The following is a 630-nucleotide window of genomic DNA, read 5'->3' as shown; positions in this document are numbered from 1 at the left end:
AAAATGACTGTGCGACGAAGAACAGCTCTTGCGCCGGCACGTCAAAACAAGACCACCAGAAAGACGCATTTGTGGTGGTTCCAAAAGGTCTTTGCGACAAATTGGCTGGCGGCAGCACCAGCGCATCTTAATTTCTCCGTTAATTGTTGTGGGCGTGTGATGGCTCAACTCACACCCCACAACCTCTTCTCATCCAGTTCGAAAAGGAGTTTCACGTGAAACACTACGATTTTCACCCTCTTGTTGGCGTTGGTTTACGGACTCCTCATTTGGACTTTTTTCAGCAACAACGCCCAGAACTGTCTTGGTTAGAAGTTCACAGCGAGAACTACTTTCAACCCAATGCAGCCGAACGAAAATATCTACACACTTTGCGAGAGCAATACCAGATCAGCTGCCACGGAATTGGTTTATCGTTAGGCTCTGTTGAACGCGTTAGCCAAGTACACCTAGCTCAACTGAAAGCGTTGATTGATGCCATTGACCCGATGTTTGTCTCTGACCATTTGAGCTGGAGTGAAAATGGTGGGCATTATTTTAACGACTTGCTTCCCCTACCATACACCGAAGAAGCACTGAACGTTTTTACTCGCAATGTGCTTGAAGTTCAGGATTATCTGCAACGCGAAA

At 46.7% G+C, this 630-nt stretch carries 2 protein-coding genes; both read left to right on the top strand.

Annotated elements, in window-relative coordinates; all coding sequences use genetic code 11:
* On the top strand, positions 1 to 131 hold a 131-nt coding region (locus R7Q11_RS27325), incomplete at its 5' end, for a DUF2282 domain-containing protein (protein ID WP_225467127.1).
* Positions 132 to 215: 84 nt separating this feature from the next.
* A partial coding sequence (locus R7Q11_RS27320) for a DUF692 family multinuclear iron-containing protein (RefSeq protein ID WP_225467126.1) occupies positions 216 to 630 on the top strand: 415 nt, incomplete at its 3' end.

The sequence above is a fragment of the Vibrio sp. 970 genome, assembly GCF_033339075.1.
The sequence above is the reverse complement of the archived record's forward strand: the minus strand, read 5'-3'. Positions and strand labels throughout refer to the sequence as shown.